General features: G+C 69.6%; 23 protein-coding genes. 13 read left to right on the top strand and 10 right to left on the bottom strand.

The features are described from left to right. The first annotated feature begins 134 nt into the window (after positions 1-134). Positions 135-677 (top strand): bacterial proteasome activator family protein, encoded by a 543-nt coding sequence (locus AOK15_RS01190; RefSeq protein WP_055511741.1) that lies wholly within the window; start codon positions 135-137, stop codon positions 675-677. 103 nt (positions 678-780) lie between these two features. Here the strand turns inward: AOK15_RS01190 and AOK15_RS01185 are convergent, their stop codons facing one another. Further along, a complete protein-coding gene (locus AOK15_RS01185) occupies positions 781-2,427 on the bottom strand; it encodes a protein kinase domain-containing protein (protein ID WP_055511739.1) in 1,647 nt (548 codons plus the stop codon). A gap of 391 nt (positions 2,428-2,818) precedes the next feature. Here AOK15_RS01185 and AOK15_RS01180 point away from each other — a divergent pair, with 391 nt between their 5' ends. The 4 genes from AOK15_RS01180 to AOK15_RS01165 all read left to right on the top strand — a co-directional run bounded on the left by AOK15_RS01180 (position 2,819) and on the right by AOK15_RS01165 (position 8,521). Next, on the top strand, positions 2,819-4,387 hold the full coding sequence (locus tag AOK15_RS01180) for a protein kinase domain-containing protein (protein WP_055511737.1): 1,569 nt from the start codon (positions 2,819-2,821) through the stop codon (positions 4,385-4,387). 440 nt (positions 4,388-4,827) lie between these two features. Then, positions 4,828-6,051 (top strand): pyruvate dehydrogenase (acetyl-transferring) E1 component subunit alpha, encoded by a 1,224-nt coding sequence (gene pdhA, locus AOK15_RS01175; RefSeq protein WP_055511735.1) that lies wholly within the window; start codon positions 4,828-4,830, stop codon positions 6,049-6,051. 2 nt (positions 6,052-6,053) lie between these two features. Beyond that, complete coding sequence (locus AOK15_RS01170) at positions 6,054-7,067, top strand: alpha-ketoacid dehydrogenase subunit beta (RefSeq protein WP_055511733.1); 1,014 nt, start codon at positions 6,054-6,056, stop codon at positions 7,065-7,067. Between the two features lie 11 nt (positions 7,068-7,078). Further along, positions 7,079-8,521: a dihydrolipoamide acetyltransferase family protein gene (locus AOK15_RS01165; protein ID WP_055511731.1), complete on the top strand. Its 1,443-nt coding sequence runs from the start codon at positions 7,079-7,081 to the stop codon at positions 8,519-8,521. Between the two features lie 93 nt (positions 8,522-8,614). Here AOK15_RS01165 and AOK15_RS01160 read toward each other — a convergent pair whose 3' ends face one another. Next, positions 8,615-9,682, bottom strand: a complete 1,068-nt coding sequence (locus tag AOK15_RS01160; protein WP_055511729.1) for a BRO-N domain-containing protein — start codon at positions 9,680-9,682, stop codon at positions 8,615-8,617. 188 nt (positions 9,683-9,870) lie between these two features. Continuing rightward, complete coding sequence (locus AOK15_RS01155) at positions 9,871-10,773, bottom strand: D-alanyl-D-alanine carboxypeptidase family protein (protein WP_079058236.1); 903 nt, start codon at positions 10,771-10,773, stop codon at positions 9,871-9,873. A 248-nt stretch (positions 10,774-11,021) separates the two neighbouring features. Between AOK15_RS01155 and AOK15_RS01150 the strand changes: the two genes are divergently transcribed. Together AOK15_RS01150 and AOK15_RS01145 are read left to right on the top strand one after the other, a co-directional pair. Beyond that, a complete protein-coding gene (locus AOK15_RS01150; RefSeq protein ID WP_055511745.1) occupies positions 11,022-11,708 on the top strand; it encodes a GntR family transcriptional regulator in 687 nt (228 codons plus the stop codon). Further along, positions 11,705-13,018, top strand: a complete 1,314-nt coding sequence (locus AOK15_RS01145) for an MFS transporter (RefSeq protein WP_079058235.1) — start codon at positions 11,705-11,707, stop codon at positions 13,016-13,018. The genes AOK15_RS01150 and AOK15_RS01145 overlap by 4 nt, the downstream gene beginning before the upstream one ends. A gap of 96 nt (positions 13,019-13,114) precedes the next feature. Here AOK15_RS01145 and AOK15_RS01140 read toward each other — a convergent pair whose 3' ends face one another. After that, a complete protein-coding gene (locus AOK15_RS01140) occupies positions 13,115-13,939 on the bottom strand; it encodes a maleylpyruvate isomerase family mycothiol-dependent enzyme (RefSeq protein ID WP_055511727.1) in 825 nt (274 codons plus the stop codon). A 233-nt stretch (positions 13,940-14,172) separates the two neighbouring features. Between AOK15_RS01140 and AOK15_RS01135 the strand changes: the two genes are divergently transcribed. Then, complete coding sequence (locus tag AOK15_RS01135; protein WP_055511725.1) at positions 14,173-14,991, top strand: carbon-nitrogen family hydrolase; 819 nt, start codon at positions 14,173-14,175, stop codon at positions 14,989-14,991. 156 nt (positions 14,992-15,147) lie between these two features. Here the strand turns inward: AOK15_RS01135 and AOK15_RS01130 are convergent, their stop codons facing one another. Then, positions 15,148-15,642: an LURP-one-related/scramblase family protein gene (locus AOK15_RS01130; RefSeq protein ID WP_055511723.1), complete on the bottom strand. Its 495-nt coding sequence runs from the start codon at positions 15,640-15,642 to the stop codon at positions 15,148-15,150. 175 nt (positions 15,643-15,817) lie between these two features. Between AOK15_RS01130 and AOK15_RS01125 the strand changes: the two genes are divergently transcribed. Then, positions 15,818-17,668 carry a thioredoxin-like domain-containing protein gene (locus AOK15_RS01125; protein ID WP_055511721.1) on the top strand — a complete coding sequence of 617 codons (1,851 nt, stop codon included), beginning with the start codon at positions 15,818-15,820 and terminating at the stop codon, positions 17,666-17,668. Between the two features lie 40 nt (positions 17,669-17,708). Here the strand turns inward: AOK15_RS01125 and AOK15_RS01120 are convergent, their stop codons facing one another. From AOK15_RS01120 to AOK15_RS01110, 3 genes are all read right to left on the bottom strand, one after another. Beyond that, on the bottom strand, positions 17,709-17,948 hold the full coding sequence (locus AOK15_RS01120) for a DUF6458 family protein (RefSeq protein WP_055511719.1): 240 nt from the start codon (positions 17,946-17,948) through the stop codon (positions 17,709-17,711). Between the two features lie 131 nt (positions 17,949-18,079). Continuing rightward, complete coding sequence (locus tag AOK15_RS01115) at positions 18,080-19,378, bottom strand: M18 family aminopeptidase (protein WP_055511717.1); 1,299 nt, start codon at positions 19,376-19,378, stop codon at positions 18,080-18,082. Between the two features lie 174 nt (positions 19,379-19,552). Beyond that, complete coding sequence (locus AOK15_RS01110; RefSeq protein ID WP_055511715.1) at positions 19,553-21,379, bottom strand: acyl-CoA dehydrogenase; 1,827 nt, start codon at positions 21,377-21,379, stop codon at positions 19,553-19,555. A 150-nt stretch (positions 21,380-21,529) separates the two neighbouring features. Here AOK15_RS01110 and AOK15_RS01105 point away from each other — a divergent pair, with 150 nt between their 5' ends. The 3 genes from AOK15_RS01105 (at position 21,530) to AOK15_RS01095 (ending at position 24,020) form a co-directional block, all read left to right on the top strand. Further along, positions 21,530-22,036 (top strand): SseB family protein, encoded by a 507-nt coding sequence (locus tag AOK15_RS01105; protein WP_055511713.1) that lies wholly within the window; start codon positions 21,530-21,532, stop codon positions 22,034-22,036. 142 nt (positions 22,037-22,178) lie between these two features. Then, entirely contained in the window at positions 22,179-23,150 is a 972-nt protein-coding gene (locus AOK15_RS01100) for a pirin family protein (protein ID WP_055511711.1), read from the top strand. Between the two features lie 288 nt (positions 23,151-23,438). After that, a complete protein-coding gene (locus tag AOK15_RS01095; RefSeq protein WP_055511709.1) occupies positions 23,439-24,020 on the top strand; it encodes a hypothetical protein in 582 nt (193 codons plus the stop codon). Positions 24,021-24,108: 88 nt separating this feature from the next. Here AOK15_RS01095 and AOK15_RS01090 read toward each other — a convergent pair whose 3' ends face one another. Beyond that, positions 24,109-25,056, bottom strand: a complete 948-nt coding sequence (locus AOK15_RS01090; RefSeq protein WP_055511707.1) for a BRO-N domain-containing protein — start codon at positions 25,054-25,056, stop codon at positions 24,109-24,111. A 155-nt stretch (positions 25,057-25,211) separates the two neighbouring features. Further along, positions 25,212-25,985 (bottom strand): right-handed parallel beta-helix repeat-containing protein, encoded by a 774-nt coding sequence (locus AOK15_RS01085; RefSeq protein WP_055511705.1) that lies wholly within the window; start codon positions 25,983-25,985, stop codon positions 25,212-25,214. Between the two features lie 241 nt (positions 25,986-26,226). On the opposite strand from AOK15_RS01085, the gene AOK15_RS01080 reads away from it, so the two are divergent. Next, positions 26,227-26,573, top strand: a 347-nt coding sequence (locus AOK15_RS01080; protein WP_157870136.1) for a helix-turn-helix domain-containing protein, incomplete at its 3' end; no start/stop codon positions are given.

The following is a 26,573-nucleotide window of genomic DNA, read 5'->3' as shown; positions in this document are numbered from 1 at the left end:
CTCCCGCCCCTCAAGAACCACCGAGAGCGCCGTCGCCCGCCCCCGGAGCTTCCGGACCTCCTACGTGAACGGTGGATCACCCTGCGTCGGGGGCACCACGGTGGTGAGGTGTAGGCGTGCGAGAGAATGGCGGCATGGAGATGCCGAGGAACGAACGGTCGCCCGAACAGCCCCAGATCCTGGTCGTGGGCCAGGACGGAATGGCGGTGGGCGGTGGAGGGGACGAGGACTCCCGCGAGGTTCCCGTGACGGAGATGGTGGAACAGCCCGCGAAGGTCATGCGCATCGGCAGCATGATCAAGCAGCTGCTCGAGGAGGTGCGGGTGGCACCCCTCGACGAGGCGAGCCGCGCCCGGCTGAAGGAGATCCACGCCAGCTCCGTCAAGGAACTGGAGGACGGGCTGGCACCCGAGCTGGTCGAGGAACTCGAACGGCTCTCCCTGCCCTTCACCGACGAGGCGATCCCCAGCGACGCGGAACTGCGGATCGCGCAGGCCCAGTTGGTCGGCTGGCTCGAAGGCCTCTTCCACGGGATCCAGACCACGCTGTTCGCCCAGCAGATGGCGGCCCGGGCCCAGTTGGAACAGATGCGGCGTGCCCTGCCCCCCGGCGTCGGTGGCCACGAGGGGGACGACGACCCCCGCACGCTCGGCCGCTCGGGAGGCCCGTACCTCTAGAAGTCCTCACGGCCCTCGCGGCCCGCGACACCCCCCACCGTAGGCACGAGAAGGGCCCGGCACACGGAGTGCCGGGCCCTTCCCCGTCGATGGGCGGCCGGTGTCAGGCCGGGTCGCCCGTGGAGACCTTCAGGACGATCGTCGGCATCTGCTTGGGGTCGACGTCCTCGTTCGCCGAGGGGTACTGCTCCATGACGGTGCCCTCGCCGTACGTGTTCTCGTCGACGTCCTTGGTGTCGTACTCCCAGCCCGCGGCCTGGAGGCATTTCTTCACCGAGTCGATGTTCTTGAACGTGAAGTCCGGGAGTTCGACCTTCTCGGGGTCGTTGTAGGACTCGACCGGCTCCGTGCACTCGCTGGTCTCGACGACCTTCGACGTGTCGGGGCCCTTGTGTCCCTCCACCACGGTCGGCGAGGAGGACGCCTTCGCTCCGTTGTCCCCGCCCTCGTCGTCCTTGCCGCTCAGCGTGAGGGCCGTGATCAGACCGCCGATCGCGACGAGCGAGACGACGATCGCGCCGATGACGACACCCTTGTTGCTCTTCCCGCCCCCGGAGTGCCCGGCCGACAGGGAGGACTGCTGCGGCGCGACGTTGTACGGCGGCGGCGTGGCCGCGCCCTGCTGCGGCGCGTACGCGGAGGTCTGCGGCGGCGTCTGGTACCCGCCCTGCTGCGGATAGCCGTACGACGGGGCGGGGGCCGGCGTGGGCGCCGGGTGGCCGTAGCCGCCCGTCGACGGCGGCTGATACGGCGTCTGGACACTGCCCGACTGCGGCGCACCCGTCTGGTCGATGGGCGGGAAGACCGCCGACGACACCCCGGCGCCGTTCGACGTCTGGGCGCCCGGCACGATGCTCGGCGCGACGGGCTGGAGGGAGGCGGCGACCCGCAGGCACTCGTCCCGCATGGCCTCGGCGCTGGGGAACCGCTCGTTCGGGTTCTTCTTCAGCGCGCGGGCGACGAGGGCGTCCACGGCCGGCGGCAGCGAACGGTTGATCGAGGAGGGAGCGACCGGCTCCTCCTGGACGTGGGCGTACGCGATGGCCAGCGGCGAGTCCGCCTCGAACGGCAGCCGCCCGGTCGTCAGCTGGAACAGCATGATGCCGACCGAGTACAGGTCGGAGCGGGCGTCGACACCGCGGCCGAGCGCCTGCTCGGGCGAGAGGTACTGCGGGGTGCCGACGACCATGCCGGTCTGCGTCATCGACGTGACGCCGGACTGCATGGCGCGGGCGATGCCGAAGTCCATGACCTTGACGACACTGCGCTTGGTCATCATCACGTTGCCCGGCTTGATGTCCCGGTGGACCAGGCCCATCTCGTGGCTGATCTCCAGGGCCGCCAGCACATCCGCGGTGATCTTCAGCGCCTTGTCGGCGGGCATCGCGCCCTGCTGCTGGATGTCCGCGTCGAGGACCGAGCCCAGCGGCCTGCCCTCGATGTACTCCATGACGATGTACGGCGTCGTCAAGCCGTCGAGGTCGTCCTCGCCGGTGTCGAAGACCGAGACGATGTTCGTGTGGGTGAGCTTCGCCACGGCCTGCGCCTCGCGGCGGAAGCGCTCGCGGAAGGCCTGCTCACGACCGAGCTCGGTGTGAAGTGTCTTGATAGCGACCTGACGGTCGAGCACAGAGTCGTACGCGAGGTGGACGGATGCCATACCGCCCTCGCCGAGCAGGTCACGCAGCTGATAGCGGCCGCCGGCGAGCGAACGCCCCGCGTACCGGCCCTGTGCGGCGTCCTGGCTCATCTTCCTGCGTCCCCCATCGGCGCGCGCGGAGCCCCTAGGCGGGGCGTCCGCGATCGGTGATCCTGGTGATCCTTTGCGCTATTCCCGGCCAAGTCTGCCCCAGGGCAGTGACACGTCAAGCGCGGTGCCCGTTCCGTGACCGTACGCGAAAGAAGCGTCGCGGAAGCGTTACAGGGGGCGTACGCCCGGTACACAGAACTTGCACGAGTGCGCGCGGGGCGGGTTTCATGGCCGGTCAATCCCTGAATCCACCTTGAATCCGTCGCGAGCCCCCTCGTTGCCGGTCGCGCATCCAAGTCGGACCGGCCCCTTGCGGGAAGGCTGTAGCGTGGCCGACGGAGACCGTAACAAGAACCGCGCGGACCGCGGGCAGAAACGACGGCGAGGACTGATGGCACAGCAGCAGCGCTCTCAGGGCCCGTCCGACCCCGAGGCGACTGGCGGCGGAATGTCAGATGCGCCGGAGCAGTGGGGCAACGGCGGGCTTGTCGGCGACGGTCGTTACCGGCTGACGCACAGACTCGGCCGGGGCGGCATGGCCGAGGTGTTCGCGGCCGAGGACGTGCGCCTCGGTCGTACGGTCGCGGTGAAACTGCTGCGCTCGGACCTCGCCGAGGACCCCGTCTCCAAGGCCCGCTTCACGCGCGAGGCGCAGTCCGTGGCCGGCCTCAACCACCACTCCATCGTGGCGGTCTACGACTCCGGCGAGGACGTCGTGAACGGCACCCCCGTGCCGTACATCGTCATGGAGCTGGTCGAGGGCCGCACCATCCGTGACCTGCTGCTCAACGCCGAGGCACCCGGCCCCGAGCAGGCGCTGATCATCGTCTCGGGGGTCCTCGAGGCGCTCGCCTACTCCCACCAGCACGGCATCGTGCACCGTGACATCAAGCCCGCCAACGTCATCATCACCACCAACGGCGCTGTGAAGGTGATGGACTTCGGCATCGCGCGCGCCCTGCACGGCGCGTCCACCACGATGACGCAGACCGGCATGGTCATGGGCACGCCCCAGTACCTGTCGCCGGAGCAGGCGCTCGGCAAGGCCGTCGACCACCGCTCCGACCTCTACGCCACGGGCTGCCTGCTCTACGAACTCCTGGCGCTGCGCCCGCCCTTCGTCGGCGAGACCCCGCTGTCGGTGGTCTACCAGCACGTCCAGGACATCCCGGTCCCGCCCTCCGAGGTGGCCCAGGCGGCGCCGCCGGAGCTCGACGGCCTCGTCATGCGCTCCCTCGCCAAGGAGCCCGACGACCGCTTCCAGACGGCCGAGGAGATGCGCGGCCTCGTCCAGTACGGCCTGGAGATGCTGTACGACCAGGGCAGCCACACCGGCACCTGGAACACCGGGCCCGTCACCATGCACGAGGGCCGGCACACCCCGCCGGGTGGTATGGCCGGCACGACCGTCATGCCCCACCCCGGCGACGGCACCTCGCAGATCCCGCAGCCGATCCTGCCCGGCTACGGCGGCGGCCGCGACGACGGCGGCTTCGAGGGCGGCGGCAACCGGGGCAGCGGCCGCGGCAAGCTGTGGATCCTCGCGGTCCTCGCGGTGATCGCCATCGCGGCGGGCGTCGCCCTGGCGCTGAACGGCAACGGCGAGAAGACCGGCAACGGCAACGAGGTCACCAAGTCGCCGTCGGCCTCCTCGTCCAGCAAGGACAAGAAGGACGACGAGACGCCGAGCGCCGAGGAGAGCCAGGACGACTCGGGCGGCAGCACCGACTCGGGGAACAACCAGAACTACACGCCCCCGGTCCCGCAGTCGCCGAGCTTCAGTGAGAAGCCCACGCAGAGCGAGCCGGCCGAGGAGCCGACGAGCGGGGAGCCCTCGGCGGAGGAGCCGACGACTTCGGAGGAGCCGGAGCCCTCGGACAGCCCGCCGCCGGACGAAGAGAGCGGCGGCGCCGACGCCGGCGGTCTGACGAGCGGTGTCACCGGCGGTGACGAGGAGTGACGGATCGAGGCCCCCTTTCACGGGGGCCTCTTCCGTTTGGGGGTTTCGTACGGGGTTCGTGCGGGGATGGGCGACCCACCCCTAACGGCCCTCGAAAGTGAAGTCTTCCCGTGGCCGGGGTGGCCGGGATAACGTGCCCGTGTTCCGGCCCCCTGCCGGGCTGTGACCAGTGCTGTGACCAGCAGGTGTTCCCCACTGACACGACTTACTTGGATCCCCTAGTACCGAAATACTTGGAAATCCAAGAAAAAACGCAGGTCAGTAGGGGTTTCACAGGAATGTGGCGCACTGGGTAACGTGCCTCGTGCAGGGCGCTCGCCGGGGCACCTGTCACGTCTGTTCCCGGCCAAGGGCACCCACCCCGTGCACGGGTTCCGGGATCAGGCGAGCCGCACTGGTCTACCGGCAATCCCGGGGGCCGGACCGACGGAGGAGCACACGTGACCGTGGAGAGCACTGCCGCGCGCAAGACGACGCGACGCAGCGCCGCAGGCAAGACCGGCAGCACCGGCAGCAAGGCGGCCGGCACCACCGGCACCAGGCGCGCCACTGCGAAGAAGACGACCGGCGGGACCGAGCCCGAACTCGTCCAGCTGCTGACGCCCGAGGGCAAGCGCGTCAAGAACGCGGAGTACGACCCGTTCGTCGCCGACATCACCGACGACGAGTTGCGCGGCCTGTACCGCGACATGGTGCTGACCCGTCGTTTCGACGCCGAGGCCACCAGCCTGCAGCGCCAGGGCGAGCTGGGCCTGTGGGCGTCGCTGCTCGGTCAGGAGGCCGCCCAGATCGGCTCCGGCCGCGCCACCCGCGAGGACGACTACGTCTTCCCGACCTACCGAGAGCACGGCGTCGCCTGGTGCCGCGGCGTCGACCCGACCAATCTGCTCGGCATGTTCCGCGGCGTGAACAACGGCGGCTGGGACCCGGGCGGCAACAACTTCCACCTCTACACGATCGTCATCGGCTCCCAGACGCTGCACGCCACGGGCTACGCGATGGGCATCGCCAAGGACGGCGCCGACTCGGCGGTCATCGCCTACTTCGGTGACGGCGCCTCCAGCCAGGGCGACGTCGCCGAGGCGTTCACCTTCTCCGCGGTCTACAACGCACCCGTCGTGTTCTTCTGCCAGAACAACCAGTGGGCGATCTCCGAGCCCACCGAGAAGCAGACCCGCGTCCCGCTGTACCAGCGCGCCCAGGGCTTCGGCTTCCCGGGCGTCCGCGTCGACGGCAACGACGTCCTGGGCTGTCTCGCGGTCACCAAGTGGGCGCTGGAGCGCGCCCGCCGGGGCGAGGGGCCCACCCTGGTCGAGGCGTACACCTACCGCATGGGCGCCCACACCACCTCCGACGACCCGACCCGCTACCGCCACGACGACGAGCGGGTGGCCTGGGAGGCGAAGGACCCGATCGCGCGCCTGCGTAGCTACCTCGAGTCCGAAACCGACACGAACGAGGGATTCTTCGCGGAACTCGAAGCGGAGAGCGAGGCGTTGGGAAGGCGAGTGCGCGAAGTGGTGCGTGCCATGCCGGACCCCGACCACTTCGCCATCTTCGAGAACGTGTACGCGGACGGGCACGCGCTGGTGGACGAGGAGCGCGCGCAGTTCGCCGCTTACCAGGCGTCGTTCGCCGACGTGGACGTAGAGGAGGGCAAGTAGCGATGACCACGCAGACCGCGACATCGGCGTCGATCTCGGCGCCGAAGAACATGGCGCTGGCCAAGGCGATCAACGAATCGCTGCGCAAGGCCCTCGAAGCCGACCCGAAGGTCCTCGTCATGGGCGAGGACGTCGGCAAGCTCGGCGGCGTGTTCCGGGTGACGGACGGCCTCCAGAAGGACTTCGGCGAGGACCGGGTCATCGACACCCCGCTCGCCGAGTCGGGCATCGTCGGCACGGCCATCGGCCTCGCCCTGCGGGGCTACCGCCCGGTGGTCGAGATCCAGTTCGACGGCTTCGTCTTCCCCGCGTACGACCAGATCGTCACCCAGCTCGCCAAGATGCACGCCCGCTCGCTGGGCAAGGTCAAGCTGCCGGTCGTCGTCCGCATCCCCTACGGCGGTGGCATCGGCGCCGTCGAGCACCACTCGGAGTCCCCGGAGTCGCTGTTCGCGCACGTGGCGGGCCTGAAAGTGGTCTCGCCGTCGAACGCGTCGGACGCCTACTGGATGATGCAGCAGGCCATCCAGAGCGACGACCCGGTGATCTTCTTCGAGCCGAAGCGCCGCTACTGGGACAAGGCCGAGGTCAACCCGGAGGCGATCCCCGGCCCCCTGCACAAGGCCCGCGTGGTCCGCGAGGGCACGGACCTCACCCTCGCCGCCTACGGCCCCATGGTGAAGCTCTGCCAGGAGGCCGCCGACGCGGCCGCCGAGGAGGGCAAGTCCCTGGAGGTCCTGGACCTGCGGTCGGTGTCCCCCCTGGACTTCGACACGATCCAGGCGTCCGTGGAGCGGACCCGCCGACTGATCGTGGTCCACGAGGCCCCGGTCTTCTTCGGCTCGGGCGCCGAGATCGCCGCCCGCATCACCGAGCGCTGCTTCTACCACCTGGAGGCTCCCGTCCTCCGGGTCGGTGGCTACCACGCCCCGTATCCGCCGGCGCGTCTCGAGGAGGAGTACCTGCCGGGTCTGGACCGGGTGCTCGACGCCGTCGACCGCTCGCTGGCGTACTGAGGGAGAGGTCCGTGACGACGATGACAGACACGTCTCTGCGCGAGTTCAAGATGCCCGACGTGGGCGAGGGACTCACCGAGGCCGAGATCCTCAAGTGGTACGTCCAGCCCGGTGACACCGTCACCGACGGCCAGGTCGTCTGCGAGGTCGAGACGGCCAAGGCCGCCGTCGAACTGCCCATCCCGTACGACGGCGTCGTACGGTCCCTGCACTTCCCCGAGGGCACCACCGTCGGCGTCGGCACGTCCATCATCGCGGTGGACGTGTCGGGCGGCGCCGCCCCGGCGCCGGCCGAGGAGGCGGCGCCCGCGAAGCCCGCCGCCGAGCCGCGGCCGGCGGAGCCCGCCCCGGCCAAGCCGCAGGGCCGCAAGCCGGTTCTCGTCGGCTACGGCGTCGCCGAGTCGTCCACGAAGCGGCGCCCCCGCAAGGGCGTCCCGCCCGTCGCGGCGCCCGTCGAGGACACCCTGTACGGCGCCACCGCCCTCCAGCCCGTCCAGGGCGAGCTGAACGGCCACGGCCCGAACGGCGCCACCGCGCCGCGCCCGCTGGCGAAGCCGCCGGTGCGCAAGCTGGCCAAGGACCTCGGCGTCGACCTGACGACGGTCACCCCGTCCGGCCCGGACGGCATCATCACCCGCGAGGACGTCCACGCGGCGGTGGCCCCGCCGAAGACGCCCGAGCCCGCCGTGACGGCGCCCGCCGCGCCCGTGGCCCCCGCCGCCGCTCCGGCGCCTGTGGTGTCGTACGACGGCGCCCGCGAGACCCGTGTGCCCGTCAAGGGCGTACGCAAGGCGACGGCCGCGGCGATGGTCGGCTCCGCGTTCACCGCCCCGCACGTCACGGAGTTCGTCACGGTCGACGTGACGCGCACGGTGAAGCTGGTCGAGGAGCTCAAGCAGGACAAGGACATGCAGGGCCTGCGGGTGAACCCGCTCCTGCTGATCGCCAAGGCCCTGCTGGTCGCGATCAAGCGCAACCCGGACATCAACGCCTCCTGGGACGAGGCGGCCCAGGAGATCGTCGTCAAGCACTACGTGAACCTGGGCATCGCCGCGGCCACGCCGCGCGGTCTGATCGTGCCGAACATCAAGGACGCGCACGCGAAGACGCTGCCGCAGCTCGCCGAGTCCCTGGGCGAGCTGGTCTCGACGGCGAAGGAGGGCCGCACCTCCCCGGCCGCCATGCAGGGCGGCACGGTCACCATCACCAACGTCGGTGTCTTCGGCATCGACACCGGCACGCCCATCCTGAACCCCGGTGAGTCGGCGATCCTCGCCGTCGGCGCGATCAAGCCGCAGCCGTGGGTCCACAAGGGCAAGGTCAAGCCGCGTCAGGTCACGACCCTGGCGCTCAGCTTCGACCACCGGCTGGTGGACGGGGAGCTGGGGTCCAAGGTCCTCGCGGACGTCGCCGCGATCCTGGAGCAGCCGAAGAGGCTGATCACCTGGGCGTGACACCGCCTTGTGCCGGATAGGCTCACGGTGAAGGGGCCGGTCGCAAATTCGTCTTGCGACCGGCCCCTTCCTCCTTGGTCCCGCTCGGGCCCGTCAGCGCAGGTTGAGCACGTACACCGGGGCGCCGTCCTCCGTCGCGCCCTGGGGGCGGATGCAGGCGTGCTTGCGCAGCAGCCGCAGGCAGTCGTTGACGCGCTGCACGGACAGCCCCGTACGGGCGGCGATCGCCTCCAGCGGTTGACGCAGTTCACCCTCCTCGACGAGCACGGGGGCGATCACGACGGCCACGGTCCAGACGTCCGCCGTCACCGACAGCCGCTCCCGCCAGTCGGCCAGCACGGACTCGGTGGTGGGGTGTGTCTCGAAAGCGGTGGCGGAGGGTGCCGGGTGTTCGACGGAGAGGGCGTCGAGCCGGTTGGCGATGCGCTCCATGGCCTGGGCCATGGCCTGCTGGGCGACGAGGCCGGCGCGCTGCATCTCGACCATCTGCTGCTGCGTCTCCAGCATCTGTTGCTGGGTGTCCACCATCCGTTGCTGGGTGTCCACCATCTGTTGCTGTGTCTCCAGCATCGTCTGCTGTGTGTCGACCATTTGCTGTTGCAGCGCGAGTGACTTCTGCTGGGCGACCGCCAGTTGTTCGTCGGCCTGGAGGTTGCGCTCCTCCAGCCGCACGATGGCGTCGGCGATCTGCTCGGGCATGGCGTACGCGATGGGCGCGCCGGGGCCAGCAGGCTGGACCTCGGCCTCCTCCAGGGTGTAGGAACCCTCGCGCTGAATGGTCTCGATCACTTCGGCGACCCACTGCTTGAAGGGTGCGCACTCCGGTTTGGTGCAGGCTCCGACAAGCAGGATGAGACCCTGGAGATCGATGAGATTCATGTCTCGGCGCCACTCTCTACCTGCGGGAACGCCGAGACCGTGACCCCCAGTCACTGTCTCGAGAATCTCTCGGTGCTCTTCCGGGACGTGGTCGAGAAGAGCCTTTCGAGGCGTGGTGTAGCCGAGTTGCTTGCAGACATCCACCGCCGGAAACCAATGCGTCCCGTCCGGCATGGTCAGTCGGCGGACGCGGGCTCCCGTGGCCGCGTACACGAAGTCGCCGGCGTCGATGGCGTCGCGCTGCGTCCGGGGGTCGGGTTGGTGCTTGCTGGGTTCGATCATGTGAACCACCTCCGCTGCGGAACGTAGGGCGGAGGAAATCGAATATGCCAGCTGAATGGGTGATGTTCACTATCGCGAGCGAAGATCGCGGAATCGGCTTGCAGGGGGAACGGCGAAGGGGGCCACCGCTGTCGCGCGGTGGCCCCCTTCGGCTGTCCGAAGAGCGGCCTTGAGGGCAGCCTTCAGGCTCAGACGGCGAAGCCGTAGTTCAGCAGCTTCTTGGCGTCGACCGCGCGGTTGTCGATCGTCGAGGACGCGAGAACCGTGCCGATGATCGTCTTGCCGTTGCGGGTGGCGGCGAAGACCAGGCAGTACTTGGACTCCGGACCGGAACCGGTCTTCACGCCGATCGTGCCGCTGTAGGTGCCCAGCAGGGGGTTGGTGTTGGTCCACGGCGCCATCGTGCGGGTCGCGCCGGACTTCGTGATCGTCTTGGCCGTGTACGACTTCGTCTTCACGACCGACTTGAACGTGGAGTTCTTCATCGCGGCCCGGGCGAGCTTCGTCAGGTCGCGCGGCGTCGAGTAGTTGGAGCCCTTGCCGATGCCGTCGAAGGAGTCGAAGTGCGTGTTCGTCAGGCCGAGGCTCTTGGCCTTGCTGTTCATCTTGGAGATGAACGACTTCACGCGGGCCGAACGGGTCGAGCCGGTGCCGTACTTGTCGGCGAGGGCGTAGGCGGCGTCGCAGCCGGACGGCAGCATCAGCCCGTAGAGCAGCTGACGGACGCTGACCTTGTCACCGACGATCAGCTTGGCGTTGGAGGCGTAGTTGTTGGCGACGATGTAGTCGCTGTACGCCTTCTGGACCGTCACCTTGCTGTCGAGGTTCAGGTTCGACTGGCTGAGCACGACCAGCGCGGTCATGATCTTCGTGGTGGAGCCGGTGGAACGCTTCGTGTCGGCGGCCTTGGTGTACAGGCTCTTTCCGGTGCCGCTGTTCATCACGTAACCGCCCGCGGCGGTGATCGTGGGCTTCGCAGGAGCGGCCTGCGCGGGAGCGGAGCCGAGAACGCCGGTCGCGACGAGGGCGCCGGTGGTGACGACTACGGCAGCTGCTCTGCGGACACGCGGACCCTTTATGGCGGTAATCAAGTCAAGTACCCCGATTGTCTCAAATGTCTGAGGAGCGCGGCCGGTTGGGAGCCGGTTCGGCAGGCACAGAAGGGCCGCTTCTCGTGTGACAAGTGAGTAGCACAAAAGGTTGTGCTGCGGGTGGCGCGGGGGTCAATTCAGGTCCATCTCACAGCTCGCCGAAGGGTTGAGGGTGGGTTTCGGAGGGGGTTCGTCCCGGATCGTGGACGAGGCGGGCGATGCGTACGTGTTGTATCTATGCTGTGGGCATGGCCTCCGCAGCACCCTCGAAGCCCCGTCCGCCCGTAGTCCCGGCCGTCAAGCAGCCCCCCGCCGCCGACCGTGTGTACGCGCACGTCAAACAGGGTGTGCTGGAGCGCCGCTACGAGGGCGGCACCCTGCTCACCGAGGGCGAGCTGGCCGAGGCGGTCGGGGTGTCACGGACGCCGGTGCGGGAGGCGCTGCTGCGGCTGGAGGTCGAAGGGCTGATCAAGCTCTACCCGAAGAAGGGCGCGCTGGTCCTGCCGGTCTCCGCGCAGGAGATCGCGGACGTGGTCGAGACCCGGCAGCTCGTCGAGGAGCACGCGGTCCGCAAGACGGTCCCGGCCTCACCGCGGCTCATCGCCCGCCTGGAGGAACTCCTCGAACAGCAGAAGGCGCAGGCCGCCGCCGGTGACCTGGCGGGTGCGGCGGTGACCGACCGCTGTTTCCACGCCGAGATCGTCCGCAGCGGCGGCAACGAGATCCTCTCCCGCCTCTACGACCAGCTCCGCGACCGGCAGTTGCGCATGGGCGTCGCCTTCATGCACGCCCACCCCGACCGCATCACCAAGACGCTCACCGAGCACGAGGAGATCCTCCGGGCGCTGCGCGCGGGGGACGCCGAGGCGGCCGTGGGCCTCGTCCACCGGCATGTGAACTGGTTCTCCAACCTGGCTCGGGGGGACATCCGTTGAGCCGCCCTTCCCTGTCCTCGTCCACCGCGCTGCCCGGAGACCCGCCCGGTGGCCGCCGTGCCCTCGCCGTGTGGGGCATCGGCGTCTCGGTCTACTTCGTCGCCGTCATCTTCCGTACGTCGCTGGGGGTGGCCGGCCTCGACGCCGCCGACCGCTTCCATGTGAGCGCCTCCGCCCTGTCGACGTTCTCGATCCTGCAACTGCTCGTGTACGCGGGCATGCAGATACCGGTGGGTCTACTGGTGGACCGGCTCGGCACGAAGAAGGTGCTGACCCTCGGGGTCGTGCTGTTCACGGCCGGCCAGATCGGGTTCGCGCTGGCACCGTCGTACGGCATGGCGCTGGCCTCGCGGGCGCTGCTGGGCTGCGGCGACGCGATGACGTTCATCAGCGTGCTGCGGCTCGGCACCCGCTGGTTCCCGGCCCGGCGCGGTCCGCTGATCGCGCAGTTCGCGGGGCTCGTCGGCATGGCGGGCAACCTGGTGTCGACGCTGGTGCTGGCCCGGCTGCTGCACGGGGTGGGCTGGACGGCGGCGTTCGCGGGCAGCTCCGTCGCCGGGCTCGTCGTCCTCGTCCTCACCCTGCTGTTCCTGAAGGACCATCCGGACGGGCACGAACCGGAGCCGTTCCCGCACCAGGGCGCGGCGTACGTGCGGCGGCAGATCGCGGCGTCCTGGCGGGAGCCGGGCACCCGGCTCGGACTGTGGGTGCACTTCACCACGCAGTTCCCGGCGATGGTGTTCCTGCTGCTGTGGGGGCTGCCGTTCCTGGTGGAGGCGCAGGGGTTGAGCCGGGCCACCGCCGGTGACCTGCTCACCCTCGTCGTCCTGTCCAACATGGTGGTCGGACTGGTGTACGGCCAGATCGTGGCCCGGCACCACGCGGCGCGGCTGCCGCTGGCGCTCGGGACGGTGCTCGCGACGGCGGCGGTCTGGGCGACGACGCTGGTCTACCCCGGTGAGCACGCGCCGATGTGGCTGCTGATCGTCCTGTGCGCGGTCCTCGGTGCCTGTGGGCCCGCCTCGATGCTCGGCTTCGACTTCGCCCGTCCCGCGAACCCGCCGGAACGTCAGGGCACGGCCTCCGGGATCACCAACATGGGCGGTTTCGTCGCCTCGATGACGACCCTGCTGGCCGTCGGTGTCCTCCTCGACCTCACGAACGACAACTACCGCATCGCCTTCTCCGCCGTCTTCGTCCTCCAGGCCCTGGGCCTGACCCAGATTTTCCGCCTGCGCGCCCGAGCGGCCCGCCGGGAACGCGAACGCCTGGTCGCCAGCCGTGTGGAGACGGTGCACGTACCGGCGTGAGGGCACGCTCCAGGCCGGGTTCGAGCGATCGGGGCCGGTGGAGGCCGGTGGGGGCCGGTTGAGGGGGCGTAGCGGGCGCCGGCCCGCCGCCGTCTGCTACACCGTCACCGCGAAGGCGTGGAGGATGGCCGCGATGAGGTGGGGGTCGCCCTCCGCCTTGATGCGGTCGGCGACCGTGTCGGCGGTGACGCGGCCGCACGCGAGGCGGACGTAGGTCTCCCAGTCCAGGGTGAGGGTGACGGCGGGGCCGAGGGCGGGGGCGGTCTCCAGGGTGCCGCGGCCCTGGATGTCGACGCGGACCGTGCGGATGAACTCCACCGGGCCGTGTACGTCGAGGACGACGGCCGAACTGCGCGGGGCCTGCGCGTCCTCCGCGACGACCTTCGGCAGGACGGAGAGCAGCTCGTCCCGGACGATGTACGCGCCCGGCGAGTCCAGGTTCCCGGGCTGGCCGAGCGCCGCCCGCAGGTCCTGCTCGTGCACCCACACGTCGAAGGCGCGGTTGCGCATGGCCTGTTCGAGGGTCAGTTCCGTGCCGAGGGGGCCGCGCACCTTGTGGTCGGGCTGCCGCGACTCGTTCCGCAGCTGGCGGTTGCGGCGGATGATCGTGTACTCCAGCTCGGACGTCATCTCCGGCGCCGTGTGGTGGCGGCGGGCGTCGACCTGCATCTCCATGTACCGCTGGTGCTCGGTGCGCACGTGGTACAGGTCCCGCGGCAGGGTGTGGATCGGCCGCGGGTCGCCGAGAATCTCGCAGTCCATGCCGATGACATGGGAGACCACGTCGCGCACCGACCAGCCGGGGCACGGCGTCCGCCTGTTCCACTCGCCCTCCACGAGCGGTGCCACCAATTCGGCTATCGCATCCACTGCGTGGGTCCAGGCGTCGGCGTAGGGCTGAAGAGTGGGATGCAGACTCACGGAACGGGACCCCTCGGGCGGTCGGTACGTGTCAGTACGGTCGGTACGTGTCGGCTACGTGGCGGGTGGTCTTCAGTAGGGGCGTCGGCGTTGACGGCGGTGAGTGGGCATCGGCGGCGGTCAGTGGGTGCTGTGGAACGTTAAGTTACGCTGCTGTGCGGCACCCCGGCAGTGCTTTCGTGTGACGATCGTAGGCCCGTGTTTGACGGTTCGAATGCCAGGACGGTGGTAGTGTGCGCGCCTCGCTCCTTCAGATCGGTGTAGAAGAGGGCGAATCGGTCGATTCGCGCAGGCGTCGGGTGGCTTCGCTGGTCCGTGAGCAGGCCGGAGCCGATCTTGTCGTCCTCCCGGAGCTGTGGACCACCGGCGCATTCGCGTTCGAATCCTTCGCCGTGGAGGCCGAGCCGCTCGGCGGGCCGACCCATGAGGCGATGGCCAAGGCGGCGGCCGACGCGGGCGTCTGGCTGCACGCCGGCTCGATCGTCGAGCGCGCCGCACCCGACAGCGGCTCCGCCGCGGGCGAGGGCCCCCTCTACAACACGTCTCTCGTCTTCTCCCCCTCCGGTGAACTCGCCGCCACCTATCGCAAGATCCACCGCTTCGGCTTCGACAAGGGCGAGGCCGTCCTGATGGGCGCGGGCGAGGAACTGGTGACGGTCCGGCTGCCGGACACCACCCTCGGCGTGGCCACCTGCTACGACCTCCGCTTCCCCGAACTCTTCCGCGGCCTCGTCGACGCGGGCGCCGAGACCTTCGTCGTCCCCGCAGGCTGGCCCGAACGCCGCCGCGCCCACTGGACCCTGCTCGCCCGGGCCAGGGCCGTCGAGAACCAGGCGTACGTCCTCGCCTGTGGAACGGCGGGCACGCACGCGGGAGTTCCGCAGGCCGGTCACTCGATCGTGGTCGACCCCTGGGGTGAGGTGCTGGCCGAGGCGGGCTCCGGGGAGGAGGTCCTCACCGTGGAGCTCGACCCGGCGAAGGTCGCGACGACCCGCGAGCAGTTCCCGGCGCTCAAGGACCGACTGCTGGGTCTGGAGACCCCGCGCCGTTGACGGCTGAGCACCGGCCGCCGACGGCTGACTGTCGACGGCTGACCACCGGCCGCCGACGGCTGCCCACCGGCCGCTGATCACCGGCTGCTGACCGCTGACCAGCGGCCGCGGCCGGCGGTGCCGGGTGGGTCGTGGCCCACCCCGTCGCCCGGCGCTCTAGTCGATCCCCCTCTCCCGTTCCGCCAGGTTGATCACGCACACCGTCACGGCGATCAGCAGCGACGGGTCCGCGTCGTCGCGGACGACGTCGAGGCCGTACGTCTCCCTGACGTGCAGCCATCTGCGGGAGACGACGGCGAGCGCCTCGCCCTGGTACTCGATGAGGAACTCGCGGTCGAGGATCTTGCCGCTGACGTCCAGTTCCGTGCCGTCCGTCAGCGACACCCGGTAGTGGTTGCGCAGCAGGGAGAGGCGTTTGCGGCGGACCGTGGCCAGCGGTTCGCCCTCCCGTTCGATCGTCATGGTGTCGCGCAGCGCGAACCACTTCTTCCGGATGACGATCAGAACCCGCCCCGCCGAGTCCTTCAGCTCGAAGGTGTCCCGCAGCCGCAGGGCCTTGCCGTCGACGAGGAAGACCTTCTTGCCGTGCTCGTCCTCGATCCAGTAGTCGTCACCGATGCCGAGGATCCGGTCGCGTACGAGGAATCTCATGCCCTCACGCGTTCCCCGACGCTCGCCGCCCCACCTCGCCGGTAGGCCGAAAGGACGCAGGTCCCGGCCTCGCACTCAGGTTGTCCACAGGCCCCGGAGGACGTTGTCCACAGGCGAGGCCGAGAGTTGTCCACAGGCTCAGCGGCGGGCCGCGGGCAAGTGGCACCCTTGATCCATGAGCGATTCCACGCCCCGGCACCCCGCACCCCGCCGTGTCCGTGTCCGCGCCCCCGAGCTGACCGGCAAGGGCGGCTGGCTGAACACGGGCGGGACGCAGTACACCCTCGCTGACCTGCGGGGAAAGATAGTGCTGCTGGATTTTTGGACGTTCTGCTGCATCAACTGTCTGCATGTGCTCGACGAGCTGCGCGAACTGGAGGAGAAGCACCGCGACACCGTCGTGGTCATCGGGGTGCACTCCCCGAAGTTCGCGCACGAGGCGGAGCACGCGGCGGTGGTCGACGCCGTCGAGAGATACGGGGTCGAGCACCCGGTCCTCGACGACCCGGAGCTCGCCACCTGGAAGCAGTACGCGGTACGGGCCTGGCCGACCCTCGTGGTGATCGACCCCGAGGGGTATGTGGTCGCCCAGCACGCGGGCGAGGGCCATGCGCACGCCATCGAGCGGCTCGTCGCCGAGCTGGAGACCGAGCACGGGGCGAAGGGCACCCTGCGGCGCGGCGACGGACCGTATGTGGCGCCGGACCCCGAGCCGACGGTGCTGCGCTTCCCCGGAAAGGCGCTGCTCCTGCCCGGCGGGGACTTCCTCGTCAGCGACACCACCCGCCACCAGCTGGTGCGGCTCGCCCCCGACGGCGAGACGGTCATCCGCCGGTACGGCGCCGGTGAGCGCGGCTTCGTGGACGGCAGCGCCGAGCACGCCCGGTTCAGCGAGCCGCAGGGCCTGGCGCTGCTGGACGACGGGACGGTGGTCGTCGCCGACACCGTGAACCACGCGCTGCGCCGCCTCGACCCGGCCGCCGGCGAGGTGTCCACCCTCGCGGGCACGGGCCGCCAGTGGTGGCAGGGCTCGCCCACCTCCGGCCTGGCCTGGGAGGTCGACCTGTCCTCACCATGGGATGTGGCCGTCTTCGGCGGCAAGGTGTGGATCGCGATGGCCGGCGTCCACCAGCTGTGGACGTACGACCCGGAGGACTGCACGGTCGCCGTGGCGGCGGGCACGACGAACGAGGGGCTGGTGGACGGCCCGGGTGTGGAGGCGTGGTTCGCTCAGCCGTCAGGGCTCGCGGCCACCGCCGACCGGCTGTGGCTCGCCGACTCCGAGACGTCGGCGCTGCGCTGGGTCGACCTCGACGGGTCGGTCCACACGGCGGTCGGCACCGGCCTGTTCGACTTCGGGCACCGCGACGGCTCGGCCGACCAGGCGCTGCTCCAGCATCCGCTGGGGGTCACGGTCCTGCCCGACGGCTCGGTCGCGGTCAGCGACACCTACAACCACGCGCTGCGCCGTTACGACCCGGCCACGGGCGAGGTGACGACCCTCGCGACGGACCTGCGGGAGCCGAGCGACGCGGTGCTCGTCGGGGACGACATCGTGGTCGTCGAGTCCGCCCGGCACCGGCTGACCCGGCTGCGGCTGCCGGAGGAGACGGTGAGGGTCGAGGCCGTCGCCCACCGCACACAGCGCGAGGCCACCGAGGTCGCCCCCGGAAGCCTCCGGCTGGACATCGTCTTCCAGGCGCCGGCCGGGCAGAAGCTCGACGAACGGTACGGACCGTCGACCCGTCTGCTCGTCTCCTCCACGCCTCCCGAGCTGCTGCTCGGGGGTGAGGGAGCGGACACGGCCCTGTCCCGGACGCTGGAGCTGAACCCCTCCATATCCGAGGGCGTCCTGCACGTCTCGGCGATGGCGGCGTCCTGCGACGACGACCCGGCCAACGAGTACCCGGCCTGCCATGTGCACCAGCAGGACTGGGGTGTGCCGGTCCGGGTGTCGTCCGGTGGCGCGGATCGGCTGCCGCTGGTGCTCGCGGGAATGGACGAGGGCACGGTCGGCCTCGGCTGAGGCCGTTCGCCCGCGCCTCCCTCGTCGCCCACCGGAGCGGTCACACGCCGCCGTACCCGTCCCGGTGGTGGTGCCGCTCCTCGTCGATGACGGGCGTCGTGGACGGCACCACGACCCGCCTGCGCCTGGCGATACTGCTGAACGTCGCGACCCCGATCAGTCCGACGATCATGAAGATGATGCCGACCAGGTCGAGGTTGACCCCCTGCATGTCCCAGTCGGTGGCGAACGTGAGGATGGCCCCCACGGCGATCAGAATGATGCACCCGCCCAAACCCATGAGTGTTCCCTCCCAGTCCGGTCGGGTCGGCCGGTCGTTCCGGTCGTTCGGTCCTACCGGTGGACTCCGGGTACCCGAACTGGCTTGCCAGTAACAGGGGGAGGCCGTTCGGGTGCCGGGCGGGGTGCCGGTCAGCCCTCCAGGAACGCGGCCAGGGCGTTCGCCAGGAGGTACGGGTCCTTGGCGCCGCAGAGTTCACGGGCGCTGTGCATGGAGAGGATGGCGACGCCGATGTCGACGGTCTGGATACCGTGCCGGGCCGCGGTGATGGGCCCGATGGTCGTGCCGCACGGCATGGAGTTGTTGGAGACGAACGTCTGGTACGGCACGCCGGACTTCTCACAGGCCGCGGCGAACACCGCGCGGCCCGAACCGTCGGTGGCGTAGCGGTTGTTGACGTTCACCTTCAGCAGCGGGCCGGCGTCCGCGCGCGGGTGGTGCGTGGGGTCGTGCCGCTCCGCGTAGTTGGGGTGGACGGCGTGACCGGTGTCCGAGGAGAGACAGATCGTGGCGGCGAAGGCGCGGGCCCGGTCCTCGTACGAGCCGCCGCGGGAGAACACCGAGCGCTCCAGCACCCCGCCGAGGAGCGGTCCGTCGGCGCCGGTGTCGCTCTGGGAGCCGTTCTCCTCGTGGTCGAAGGCGGCGAGGACGGGGATGTACGACGGGCCGTCACCGGAGGTGGCGACCGCGGCGAGCGCCGCCGTGGCGGCGTGCACGGACAGGAGGTTGTCCATGCGGGGCCCGGCCAGCAGTTCCTTGTCGCGGCCCAGGTAGGCGGGCGGTTCGACGGAGTGGGTCATCAGGTCCCAGCCGGTGACCTCGCCCGAGGCCAGGCCCAGTTCCTGCTCCAGGAAGGCGATCAGGTCGCCGTCACGGACGTCGTCACCGAGGCCCCAGACGGGCTGGAGGTGGCGCTGCTTGTCGAGCTTCAGCCCCTCGGAGGAGACGGAACGGTCGAGATGGATGGCGAGTTGGGGCACCCGCAGCAGGGGCCGGTCGATGTTCACGAGGCGGTTGGTGCCGTCGCGCAGCGAGAGCCGGCCGGCGAGGCCGAGGTCGCGGTCCAGCCAGGAGTTGAGCAGCGGGCCGCCGTAGATCTCGACGGCGACCTGGCGCCAGCCGTGGGCGCCGCTGTCGGGGCGCGGCTTCACCCTCAGGTTGGGGGAGTCGGTGTGGGCGCCGACGATACGGAACGGCGTGTGGGGTTCGGCGCCCTCCGGCACGTACCAGGCGATGATCGCGCCGCCGCGCAGCACGTACTTGCCGCCCAGGGAGCCGTCCCACGCGTCCGTCTCGGACACCTGGCGGAAGCCGGCCTTCTCCAGCCGCTCCGCGGCGTTCGCCACCGCGTGGTACGGGGACGGGCTTGCCGCGAGGTAGGTCATCAGGTCGTCGGTGTGGCCGCGATCGAAGCGTGGGGGTGTGCGCATGGGGTTCACCTTAACGACGTACGAGGGCCCGCTCCCGGGGTTGGGAGCGGGCCCTGGTGTGAGGAACGGGGGCCGGGGCGGTGGACGGACGGGCAGGGCCCGTCCACCACCCGACCGCCTCGGAGTGGGGCCCCGGCCCCGGCGGCGGTGCCGCCCGGGGCCGGGGCCGGGAGGTCAGAACGCCTCTTCGTCCAGCTCCATCAGGTCGAGGTCGACGCCCTCGGAGATCTTGCGGGCCAGGGTGACGCCGGGCAGGACGTTGGCGGCGAAGAACTTGGCCGCGGCGATCTTGCCGGTGTAGAAGGCCTTGTCCTTGGCGGACGCGTTCGGCAGCTTCTCGGCGGCGACGGCGGCACCCTTGAGGAGCAGGTAGCCGACGACGACGTCACCGGAGGCGAGCAGCAGGCGGGAGGTGTTGAGGCCCACCTTGTAGATGTTCTTGACGTCCTGCTCGGTCGCGGCGAGGTCGGTGAGCATGAGGCCGACGATGGCCTCCAGCTCGACCGCGGCCTTGGCGAGGTGCTCACGGGCACCGGCCAGCTCCTCGCCGCCCTCGCCCAGCGCCAGGAACTTCTTGATCTCCTCGGCGAGGGAGTTCAGCGCGGCGCCCTGGTTGCGGACGATCTTCCGGAAGAAGAAGTCCTGGCCCTGGATCGCGGTGGTGCCCTCGTACAGGGTGTCGATCTTGGCGTCGCGGATGTACTGCTCGATCGGGTACTCCTGCAGGAAGCCGGAGCCGCCGAAGGTCTGCAGGGACTGGGCGAGCTGCTCGTAGCCCTTCTCGGAGCCGTAGCCCTTGACGATCGGGAGGAGCAGGTCGTTCAGGGCGTGCTCGGTGGAGGCGTCCTCGCCGGCCGCCTCCTTCACCGCGATCGAGTCCTGGACGGAGGCGGTGTAGAGGACGAGGGCGCGCATGCCCTCCGCGTACGCCTTCTGCGTCATCAGCGAGCGGCGGACGTCGGGGTGGTGCGTGATGGTGACCTTGGGCGCGGTCTTGTCCATGAAGTTCGCCAGGTCGGGGCCCTGGACGCGCTCCTTGGCGTACTCGAGGGCGTTGAGGTAGCCCGTGGAGAGGGTGGAGATCGCCTTCGTGCCGACCATCATGCGGGCGAACTCGATGATGCGGAACATCTGGCGGATGCCGTCGTGCTTGTCGCCGATCAGCCAGCCCTTGGCGGGGTGCCGGTCGCCGAAGGTCATCTCGCAGGTGTTGGAGGCCTTCAGGCCCATCTTGTGTTCGACGTTGGTGGCGTAGACGCCGTTGCGCTCGCCCAGCTCGCCGGTCTCGACGTCGAACAGGTACTTCGGGACGAGGAAGAGGGACAGGCCCTTGGTGCCGGGGCCGTGGCCCTCGGGGCGGGCGAGGACGTAGTGGAGGATGTTCTCCTCCATGTCGTGCTCACCGGAGGTGATGAAGCGCTTCACGCCCTCGATGTGCCAGGAGCCGTCCTCCTGCTGGATGGCCTTGGTGCGGCCGGCGCCGACGTCCGAACCGGCGTCCGGCTCGGTGAGCACCATGGTGGAGCCCCAGGTCCGCTCGACCGCGATCTGGGCGATCTTCTTCTGTACGTCGTTGCCCTCGTCGTAGAGGATGCCGGCGAACGCCGGGCCGGAGGAGTACATCCACACGGCCGGGTTCGCGCCGAGGATCAGCTCCGCGTAGGACCAGATCAGGGAGGCGGGGGCGGTCGTGCCGCCGATGCCCTCGGGCAGGCCGAGCCGCCAGTACTCCGAGTCCATGAAGGCCTTGTAGCTCTTCTTGAAGGAGGCCGGGACCGGGGCGGTGTTCGTCTCCGGGTCGAAGACCGGCGGGTTGCGGTCGGCGTCCGTGAAGGACTCCGCCAGCTCGTTCTCGGCGAGACGGGCCAGCTCCTCCAGGATGCTCTTGGCGGTGTCCGTGTCCATCTCCGCGAACGGGCCGGTGCCGTACAGCTTGTCGCGGCCGAGCACCTCGAAGAGGTTGAACTCGATGTCGCGGAGATTCGACTTGTAGTGCCCCATGGCGACGGCTCCGTAAGAGAGGGATCGGCGAGGCACTGGATCCTCGCGCTAGTTCACATACCAACAAGTAGCTTCTCGTCGATGATGCTACCCACCGGTAATAAGAAGCAACCCCGATTGGGTCATCTGTGACTCGTTACGCTTTGCCGCATGTACGGCTACGACCAGAGCGCTGGCACTCAGCAGCAGTACGCCCCGCCGCAGCAGCCCATGTCCGGGCAGCAGATGCCGGGGCAGATGCCCGGCGGCCCGATGGGCGGGGGCTACGGGCAGCAGCCTCCGCTGTACCCGGAGCCGTCCCCGCCGTCCCTCGCGGACGCGGTGCGTGCCTTCACCACGGGTCAGCTGGCCGCCGAGGACTTCCAGCAGGTCTTCGCGACGTCCAAGGTCTACTGCCCACGCGGTGACAACCCCGGGTTCCTGGCACTGCACAACACGCAGCAGCCGGTGATCCCCATGTTCACCTCGCTCAAGGAGCTGCGCCGGTACGCCGGCAAGGAGTCCAAGTACTTCGTGATCACCGGCGCCGAGGTCATCGACCTGCTGCCGACCGGCTACGGCTTCGTCCTCGACATGGAGGGGGAGCACCGGATGGTCTTCGACGCGAAGGCGGTGGAGCAGATGGTGGAGTTCGCGATGCGGCGCATGTACGGATAGCTCCGCTGGATGCGGGACCGCGGACCGGCGGGCCGTGCGGGACGAGGTGAACGCCCGGAGGGAATGCCCTCCGGGCGTTCGTCGTTAGGTCTGGCAGAAAGTTCAACAATCAACTAAAGTGAACGCACAAGGAGGTACCGACATGCCCGCAGTGACCGTCGAGAACCCGCTGACCCTGCCCCGTGTCGTCGCGTCGACCGACGCGGTGTCCCGTCCGGTGCTCGCCGTGACGACCGCGCCCAGCGGTTTCGAGGGCGAGGGCTTCCCGGTCCGCCGTGCGTTCGCCGGGATCAACTACCGTCACCTCGACCCGTTCATCATGATGGACCAGATGGGCGAGGTGGACTACGCGCCGGGAGAGCCGAAGGGCACGCCCTGGCACCCCCACCGTGGCTTCGAGACCGTCACCTACATCATCGACGGGATCTTCGACCACCAGGACAGTCATGGCGGTGGCGGCACCATCACCAACGGCGACACCCAGTGGATGACGGCCGGTTCCGGTCTCCTCCACATCGAGGCGCCGCCGGAGGCCCTCGTCATGTCCGGCGGTCTCTTCCACGGCATCCAGCTGTGGGTGAACCTCCCTGCCAGGGACAAGATGATGGCGCCGAGATACCAGGACATCCGCGGCGGCCAGGTCCAGCTCCTCACCACCGCTGACGGCGGCGCGCTGCTCCGCGTCATCGCCGGTGAGCTGGACGGGCACCAGGGGCCCGGCATCACCCACACCCCGATCACCCTGCTCCACGCGACCGTGGCGCCGGGCGCGGAGATCACGCTTCCGTGGCGCGAGGACTTCAACGCGCTGGCGTACGTGCTCGCCGGGCGCGGCAGCGTCGGTGTGGACCGGCGCCCGATCCACCTCGGTCAGACGGCCGTGTTCGGTGCGGGCTCGTCCCTCACGGTGCGGGCGGACGAGAAGCAGGACTCCAACGCGCCCGACCTGGAGATCGTGCTGCTCGGCGGACAGCCGATCCGGGAGCCCATGGCCCACTACGGCCCGTTCGTCATGAACACCCGCGAGGAGCTGCAGCAGGCGTTCGAGGACTTCCAGAAGGGCCGGCTGGGCACGATCCCGGCGGTCCACGGGATGACCGAGGGCGGTATCTGACGGCAGGCCGTCCGCTCGCCGGGCTCTGCCTGCGAGTAGCTGCTGATAGCTGCTGATAGCTGCTGATGAGGCCCTTGCCCGACCGGGCGGGGGCCTTTGGCGTGTGCGGGGCCCAGCGGAAGAGGAGACAAAAGATCCATACCGCGCATACTGGAGATAGGTCCTGTCGCGCGGGAGGTGGACATGGCTGTCTCGACACCGAGGGCGCAGACGCCACCGAGGCTCACGGATCCACCGCCGCGAAGAGATCTCTGGCCCGGAATCGCCGGAATCGCCTCCGGCGTCCTGATGCTCGTCGGACTCCTCGTGAGCTACGCCAACAGCCCGGACTACACCGACGAGGACGGACTGCGCGAGACGGTCGCCTTCTACCGCGACGACAGCAACCTCGACCTCACCGAGGCCATGACCCTGGTGATGCTGGCGGGGAGCCTGCTGTTCCTGTGGTTCCTGTCCGCGCTCGCCCGCCGCGTCGGCAGCCGCTCCCAGCTGGTGCTCTCCGGCGGGATCGTGTTCGTCGTGTTCACCATGGTCGCGACGATCACCAGTGGGATCTACGCCGTCTCCGCCCTCAACACGGACACGTTCGTGGTGGGACCGGGAACGGCCATGGTGGCCATGCTCCTGATGGACGTCGCGTACGCCGGGTTCATCGCGGCGATGGCCGCGGCGGCCGTCCTGCTCTTCGCCGTCTGGCGCGCCGCCGTCACCACCCACGCCGTCCCCGCCTGGCTCGGCTGGTCCGGCTTCGGCATCGCCGTCCTCTGCTGCGCGGGCCCGTTCACCGCCTGGCTGACGGTCCTCCTCATGGCCCTGTGGACGATCGCGGCCGGGGTGGTCCTGATGGTGCGTCCGCCGGTCGGGGAGTAGCGGGATTCGGTACGGTACGACAAGGCCCGAAGCCGCAACCTCGTATTGCGGCTTCGGGCCTGTGTCCTTCCGGCTAAGGGCTAGGGCGTCACGGCAGGACGTACACCGGAGCGCCGTCCGGGGTGCAGCCGCGCTGGCGTACGCATCCTCGCTTGAGCATCATCCGCAGGCAGTCGTTGACGCGTTCCTGTGACAGCCCCGTTCGGGTGGCGATCTCCTCCAGGCGGTAGCTGGCCTCGCCGCGCACCAGCGCGGGTGCCAGGCAGGCCGCGACGGAGTGGACGTCCTCGGTCACCACGAGGTTCCTGGCCTTCCAGGTGGCGAGGAGATCCCGCGCGGTCTGCTTCGGCTCGGGGGCGGCGCCGGAACTGTCGGAGTGGACATCGGGCCGCTTGAGCGACGCGGCGATGTCCTGGAGAGCGTCGGCCATGACGCTCTGGCTCCGGTTGATCTGGCGGAGCAGATGGTTCTGCTCCCGCTGGAACGCGGTGAGCATCTCGTCCGTCCGGATGTTGCGCTCCTCGAGCCGGACGATGGCGTCGGCGACCTGCCGGGGCATGGCGTACGCCGTGCCGCCGGTGGGGGCGGGTTGGACGGGGGCGCGGTCGAGGGCGTAGGAGCCGTCCAGTTGGATGGTTTCGATGACCTCGGACACCCAGTCCTTGAAGGGCTGAGACTCCGGCTTGGTGCACCCGTTGACGAGCTGGATGAGCCCTTGCAGGTTCACCATCTTCATGGTCTTGCGTAGCCCGTGACCTGCGATATTGCGCGTTGCGTCGCTCTGGCCGACGGTTCGCGCAATATCACCGAGCGTTGTCACATGCTGTTGCGCGACCATGCTCTGCACTGCGTCCCGTGTGTTGGAGTAGCCGAGGTTGCCTGCTACATCCATCGCCGGGAACCAATGCGTTCCGTCTGTCAACGTGAGCCTTCGTACTCGAGCGCCTGTCGCCGCGAAGACGAAGTCGTTGATGTCGATCGCGTCCTGCTGCGGTGCCGTCGGTTCTTCCGGCGGCGTGTCGTTCTGCTCGTCCATCGAGCATCACCTCCGTCCCGGAAGCTAGGCAGGCGCAGGGGCAACGTACGTCCACTGCAAGGATGTTCACCCGATAGGGGACGGGCGTATCGATTCTTCCCAATTCGGCCGCTGTGCTGTCTCCCCGAAGCCTTGCCCCGGCTTCAGTGGGGTTCTCAGAGCCTCGTGTTGCCGCCCTTGTTGATGATCGTGGGGGTCTTGCAGGTCTTCCAGGTCAGTTTGTCGGGGCCTGTTTTGCCGCTGCCCCTGCCGCCCCAGCGGATGAGGGGGAGGGTGGTGCCGTAATAGCCGGGACCGTACTTGTTGTTCTTGATGGTGTTGGCGGCGCCGCAGGTCTCTCCCTTCTTGTGGTCGCGCCACTCGCTGAAGATCGCGTAGGTGCCCGACCTGGTGAAGGTGTTGCCGGTGACGGAGTTGTCGCGGCTGCCGTCGCGGATGCGGACCGGGTCGCCGGTGATGGAGGAGAACGTGTTGCCGGCGATGGTGCTGCCGGTGGTGTTGACCAGGTACACGCCGTGCATGTGACCGGCGTTGCGGAGCTTCGTGAACTTGTTCTTCCTGATGACGATGCCGGACGAGTTCTTCACATGGACGCCGGCGTAACCGGTCCTGCCGCTGAGGTTCTTGAACGTGTTCCCGGTGATCGTGACGCCCGAGACGTTGCGGAGCAGGATCGCGTTGTCGTGTCCGGCGAAGGTGCGGCCCCTGATGGTGAAGCCGCCGGGGCCTCCGTCGATGCAGAGCTGGTAGTCGCCCGGCGGGCACGGGCCCTGCCCCGGATACGTGGCGGCCGCGCCGGACGTCGCGGACCAGCTGGGTTCGGCGAGGCCGGTCAGGGCCAGTGCGCCGCCCATCACCGTGGCCGCCAGGGTCCTCGGGAGACGGAGCGTGCGTTCGGTGTGTGCGGTGCGTTCGGTGTGCTTGCGCATGAGGTTGTTGAGTCCTCTCGGTCGGTGGTGGGGTGCGCGGCCGGTCCACCCCCGTGGGTCCGGCCGTCGCGACAGCAACCGAGCCTGGGCCGTCTGGTCCTGTCCGGCAACGCCTTGCCGTGTCCCGGACAGAGCGCGGCTGTCCGGGCTGGTCAGCGGCTTGTCCGGACCGTGCGGCGGGGTGCTCGACATGGCCGGGACAGGGGTTGTCGGCGGTATACCCCCCGCCGACAATGACCGCATGGTGAGCACGGGGGACCGCGGGAGCGCAGGGAAGCCGGAGGACGGTGGGGAGTTGGCGCCGGAGACCGTGCGCACCTCCGCCGAGTACGTTGCCCTGCTGCGCCGGCTCAAGGAGCGCAGCGGGCTGACCTACCGGCAGTTGGAGCAGCGGGCCGCCGAGCGGGGCGAGGTTCTCGCCCGCAGCACCCTCGCCGATGTCCTGCGGCGGGACGCGCTCCCGCGCGCCGAGGTCGTCTCCGCGCTCGTCCGGGCCTGTGGGGTGCCGGAAACCGCCGTACCTGCGTGGCTGTCCGTCAGGGAACGGCTCGTGGCCGTGGGGGACGCCGCGCGGGAGCGCGTCCCGCC

Source organism: Streptomyces ossamyceticus (genome assembly GCF_001418475.1).
Taxonomy (GTDB): domain Bacteria; phylum Actinomycetota; class Actinomycetes; order Streptomycetales; family Streptomycetaceae; genus Streptomyces; species Streptomyces ossamyceticus.
The sequence above is the reverse complement of the archived record's forward strand: the minus strand, read 5'-3'. Positions and strand labels throughout refer to the sequence as shown.